Genomic DNA, 4,682 nt, shown 5'->3' with positions numbered 1-4,682 from the left:
GCGGTGGGTGCCCCCCCGCCGTTTCCGCCGGCGTTACCGGCCGGCGGGCGAGCGGCCGGTGAGCCACGCCCTGGGCGCGGGGGTGACCGGTGGCTGACGCGGTGCTGACGCGGGATCCGACACCGCCGCCCGGCGCCGACGGGCCGGGCGAGCCCGCCACCGGGCGGACGCGTCGTGCCCTCCGGACGCTGTGCGGCGTCGCCGCCTGCTGCTGGACGGCCTTCGTGCTGCTGAACCTCGTGGTGTCCGGGCGGTGGCACGTGTGGCTGGCCTTCTCGGTGATCCCGCCGATCGCCTACCTCGTCGGCTCGGCGGCGCTCGTGCTCGCGGTGCCCCTGGTGCGGGGTGGGAGGCGGTTGCTCGCGGTGGCCGTCGTCGGTCTGCTGGCGGCCGTGCCGCAGAGCGGTCTGACCCTGGGGGTGCTGGCGCCGGGTCCCGGGGCGGCCACCGGCCCCACCGTGACCGTGGTGTCCTGGAACACCGAGTACTGGGACCGCACCGACGACCCCGATGCCTTCTACCGGCACCTCCGGGGCCTCGACGCCGACGTCTACCTGCTCCAGGAGTACCTGGACTTCGTGGACGGACGCATCGTCCCGATCGACGAGCGGGCGGCCTTGGAGGAGCGTTTCCCCGACTACGACATCGTGATCAGGGACCACCTCGTCACCTTGTCCCGGCTTCCGGTGCTCGACGTGCCCACCGTCGGTCACCGCGACGTCCTGCGGGTGGACGTGGCGGCACCGGGTGGGGCGGCGCTGTCCACCTACAACGTGCACGTGCGAGCCCAGATGGACCCGACGTTGAGCCCGTTGTCCGGCGAGTTCTACCGGACGCTGCGCTCCCGCGACGAGCGGCGGGTGGCCGCCTACGAGGCGCTGCGGGAGAGCGCGACCCGGGACGAGCGCCCCGGGGTGATCGGCGGTGACCTGAACACCACGCCGGCCATGGGTGACCTGCGGCGTGTCCGGGACCTCGGTCAGGACGCCGCGGACGCGGGGTCCTCCGTCTACCCGGTGTCCTGGGACCTGCGCTCCGCCCTCCGGCTGTGGCGCTTGGACTGGATGTTCGTCCGCAACGGTGTCGTGGCCCACGACTACCGCCTGGAGGACCCGGCGGGCCTGTCCGACCACTCCGTGCAGATCGCGCGCCTCTCGGTGGGAGGGGACCGGTGAGCGGCCACGGCAACGCCCCGGACGTGGCCGGGTTCGACCCCGGCGGTGCCCACGCCGTCCCGGCACCCCGCCTCGGCGGGGAGGCGGCCGGGGCGACCGGGGGTGGCGCTGGGCCCGGCGGTCCTCCCGCCGGGGGCGGTGCGCCGGACCGAGCCGAGCGGAGGCCGAGGACACGGCTGGCGTCGCTGGTCGGCGCGGTCACCAGGTTGGCCCGACTGCGCTGGCTGCGGACCACGGTGACGGTCGGGATCCTGCTGGCCGCCGCCGTGTTCGTCGGGCACGGCATCGTGGAGCAACGCGACGAACTGGGGGCCGCGCTCGGTGCGCTCCACCCGGGGTTGTTGGCCGTCGCGTTCGTGCCCGTGGTGCTCGGGGTCGTGGTGACCGCCCTGTCGTGGCGCGCGCCGCTGGTGGCGTTGGCGGGCCCCGTGTCCGCACGTGACGCGGTGCGCCTGTTCGCGGCCGGGGCGATCGGGAAGTACGTCCCGGGAGTGATGTGGTCGGTGGTGCTGCAGGCCCAGCTCGCGGCCGGGCTGGGGATCACGGCGGCGCGGATCACGGCCGCCTTCGGCGTCTACCTGGCCGTGTCGGTGGCGACCGGAGCCGGGGTGGCCCTGCCGGTGGCGGCGGCCCGGTGGGAGGACGGGTGGCTGGTGTTCGGCGCCGTCGGCTGCGCGGTCCTGGTGCTGCTGCTCACGCCGTGGCTGCTGCGACTGGCGACGCGACTGGCCACCAGCGTTCCGGCGGTGCGGGCCCGGCTCGCGCCGGTGCCCCTGGGCCCGCTCCGCCGTTCGGTGTGGTTGTGCGTGCTGTCCTGGTTGGTCACCGGGGCGCACGTGTGGGTGCTCGCGGTCGGCCTCGGAGCGGACCCGGTGGCCGCGCTGCTGCCCTCGGTCGGCGGGTTCGCCCTGGCCATGGTGGCGGGCAGCCTGGCCTTCCTCGTGCCGGACGGCCTCGGGGTCCGGGAGGGCGTGCTGGTGCTGATGTTGAGCACGTGCCTCCCGGTGCCGGCGGCGGTGGTGGTGGCGACCGTCAGCCGCCTGCTCCTCGCCCTGGCGGATGTCACGCTCTTCGTCCACAGCTCCTGGTCGGGCCGACGGCGGGCGAGGCGGACGCCGTCCCCCGTGGCGGCCGCTCCCTCCGCCGACAGTGCTGCCCCCTCGATCTCCTCCTCGGGAAGTGATGCCTCATGACCTCAGCTCCGTCGCCGGCCGTGGACTACGACCTGTGCGTGGCGGTCAACTACTACGCCCCCTACGTCAGCGGGCTGACCGAGGTGGCCAGGGTGGTCGCCGAGGGACTCGCCGAGCGGGGCTGGCGGGTCGCCGTCGTCGCCGCTCGCCACGACCCCGCGCTCCCCCTTCGGGAGCGGTTGGGTGGCGTGGACGTCCACCGGACGCCGGTGGTGGCCACGGTGGGACGGGGCACGGTCAGCCCGTCCTTCGCCTCCACGGTGCGACGGGTGGCGCGCCGCTCGCGGCTGCTCCACCTGCACCTGCCCATGTTGGAGTCGGCGGCGGTCCTGGTCCCCCGGCTCCGGGTCCCGGTGGTCAGCACCTACCACATCGACCTGTGGCTGCCGCCCGGCCTGGTCAACCGGATCGCCACGGGAGTGGTGCGCCGGTCGGTGCGCACCGCGTTGCGCCGCTCGACGGCGGTCGTGGTGAACAGCGAGGACCAGGCGAGGCACTCGGAGCAGTGGGCGACGCTGTCCGCCGCCCGGCTCACCGCGATCCCGGCTCCGTGCCTGGACAGGTCCGGCGGTGAGCCCGGGTACCGGGAGACGACCGGCCCGCACATCGGTTTCCTCGGCAGGATGGTTCCCGACAAGGGCCTGGAGTACCTGGTGCGGGCCTTCGGTGAGATCGAGGACCCCGACGCGCGCCTGTTGCTGGGCGGGGACTACGAGACCGTCGCCGGTGGCAGCGTGATCGGGATGGTCCGGGCCGCGGCGGCGCGGGACGACCGCATCCGCGTGCTGGGGCTGCTGCGGGGCCGCGAGATCAACGACTTCTACTCCTCGGTGGACGTGTTCGCCCTGCCCTCGGTCGCGGAGTCCTTCGGCATCGCGCAGGCGGAGGCGATGATGTGCGGGGTTCCCTCGGTGACCACCGACCTCCCCGGCGGCCGGTTCCCGGTGCTGGCGACCGGGATGGGCGAGATCGTGCCGCCCCGCGACGTCCCGGCGTTGCGGGAGGCCCTCCTCGGCACGCTCGCCTGGGACGCGGCCACCCGCGAGGCGGGCCGCGACCGGGCACGCCAGGAGTTCGGGCTCGAGAGTTGCCTCGACCGCTACGAGAACCTGTTCCGCTCCCTGCTACCCCCCGCCGGCCACGGCCGGCGGGCCCAGCCCGTCCAGCACACTGACCGACACGAGACGAGGTCGTGAGAACACCGTGACGAACACCAGCGGCGACAACCCCACCGGTGGCCCCGAGGCTCCCGCGCTGTGGTTGGGCACCATGTACTTCGGCACCCGGGTCGACGAGGAACGCTCCCGGGAGATCCTCGACCGGTTCGCCGAGCGGGGCGGCCGCCACCTCGACACCGCGAACTGCTACTGCTTCTGGGCGGAGGGCGGCACCGGTGCCGAGTCGGAGGCCGTGCTCGGCCGGTGGCTGTCCGACCGGGGAGCGCACCGGGAGATGGTGGTGGCGACGAAGGTCGGCTCCCGGCCGGCCACCCTCGGCGCGCCGTGGCCGGAGGAGGCGGAGGGCCTGTCGGCGGCGGTGGTCCGCGAACAGTTCGAGCGCAGCGCCGAGCGGCTGCGCACCGACTCGGTGGATCTCTTCTACGCGCACGTGGAGGACGAGGCGACCGACCTGGAGGAGACCCTGGGTGCCTTCGCGGAACTCGTCGCCGCCGGCCAGGTGTCCCGGATCGGGTTGAGCAACCACCGCCGGGAGCGGACGGTGGCCGCGTTGGAGCTGGCCGACCGGCACGGGTGGCCCCGGTGCTCCCACCTCCAGCAGCGGTACACCTACCTCGATCCGGACCGGTCGGTCCCCTTCGGCCCGCAGCGGGCCTTCGACGACGAGGACCTGGCGCACGCCAGCGCGGAGGGCCTCAGCCTGGTCGGCTACTCCCCCCTGCTCTCGGGGGCCTACACCCGGCCGGACACCCCGCTGGCGCCCGAGTACCGGGGGGAGACCTCCGCCCGGCGCCTCGGGGTGCTCCGCGATGCGGCGGAGACCGTGGGCGCCACCGTCAACCAGGTCGTCCTGGCCTGGATGCTCTCCCGTGACCCGGTCGTCACCCCCATCGTCGGGGTGAGCTCGACCGCGCAGCTCGACGAGGCGGTGGACGGGGCCCAGCTCGTGCTGCCCGAGGAGGTCCGCGCCGCGCTGGACGCCGCCTGAGTTCCGCCGCCGGGGTGGGCGGCCGGTGCCGTCCACCGGGCCGGATGCCGGCGGCGGGCCCCGTGCGGGCCAGACCGGCATCCGGCCTCCCGGCTCCGCCCGCTGGCGGAGCGGTCGCCCCGGGCGGGGCGGGGTGGGTTCCCCTCGG

General features: G+C 74.9%; 4 protein-coding genes. All 4 read left to right on the top strand.

Annotated elements, in window-relative coordinates:
- Positions 1–89: 89 nt before the first annotated feature.
- The 4 genes from ACTIDRAF_RS28325 to ACTIDRAF_RS0211105 are packed head-to-tail and all read left to right on the top strand — an operon-like array spanning position 90 to position 4,534.
- Positions 90–1,175, top strand: coding sequence for an endonuclease/exonuclease/phosphatase family protein (locus ACTIDRAF_RS28325; protein ID WP_016698815.1), 1,086 nt, complete (start codon positions 90–92; stop codon positions 1,173–1,175).
- Positions 1,172–2,368 carry a lysylphosphatidylglycerol synthase domain-containing protein gene (locus ACTIDRAF_RS31940; protein ID WP_016698814.1) on the top strand — a complete coding sequence of 399 codons (1,197 nt, stop codon included), beginning with the start codon at positions 1,172–1,174 and terminating at the stop codon, positions 2,366–2,368. Before ACTIDRAF_RS28325 ends, ACTIDRAF_RS31940 begins: the two co-directional genes overlap by 4 nt.
- On the top strand, positions 2,365–3,564 hold the full coding sequence (locus ACTIDRAF_RS0211110; RefSeq protein WP_016698812.1) for a glycosyltransferase family 4 protein: 1,200 nt from the start codon (positions 2,365–2,367) through the stop codon (positions 3,562–3,564). The genes ACTIDRAF_RS31940 and ACTIDRAF_RS0211110 overlap by 4 nt, the downstream gene beginning before the upstream one ends.
- A gap of 7 nt (positions 3,565–3,571) precedes the next feature.
- Positions 3,572–4,534, top strand: coding sequence for an aldo/keto reductase (locus ACTIDRAF_RS0211105; RefSeq protein ID WP_016698811.1), 963 nt, complete (start codon positions 3,572–3,574; stop codon positions 4,532–4,534).
- Positions 4,535–4,682: the final 148 nt, after the last annotated feature.

Origin of the sequence: Actinoalloteichus spitiensis RMV-1378 (genome assembly GCF_000239155.1) — a bacterium.
In the GTDB taxonomy this organism is placed as follows: domain Bacteria; phylum Actinomycetota; class Actinomycetes; order Mycobacteriales; family Pseudonocardiaceae; genus Actinoalloteichus_B; species Actinoalloteichus_B spitiensis.
Note: the sequence above shows the minus strand (reverse complement) of the source record. Positions and strands in the feature narration are given on the sequence as shown.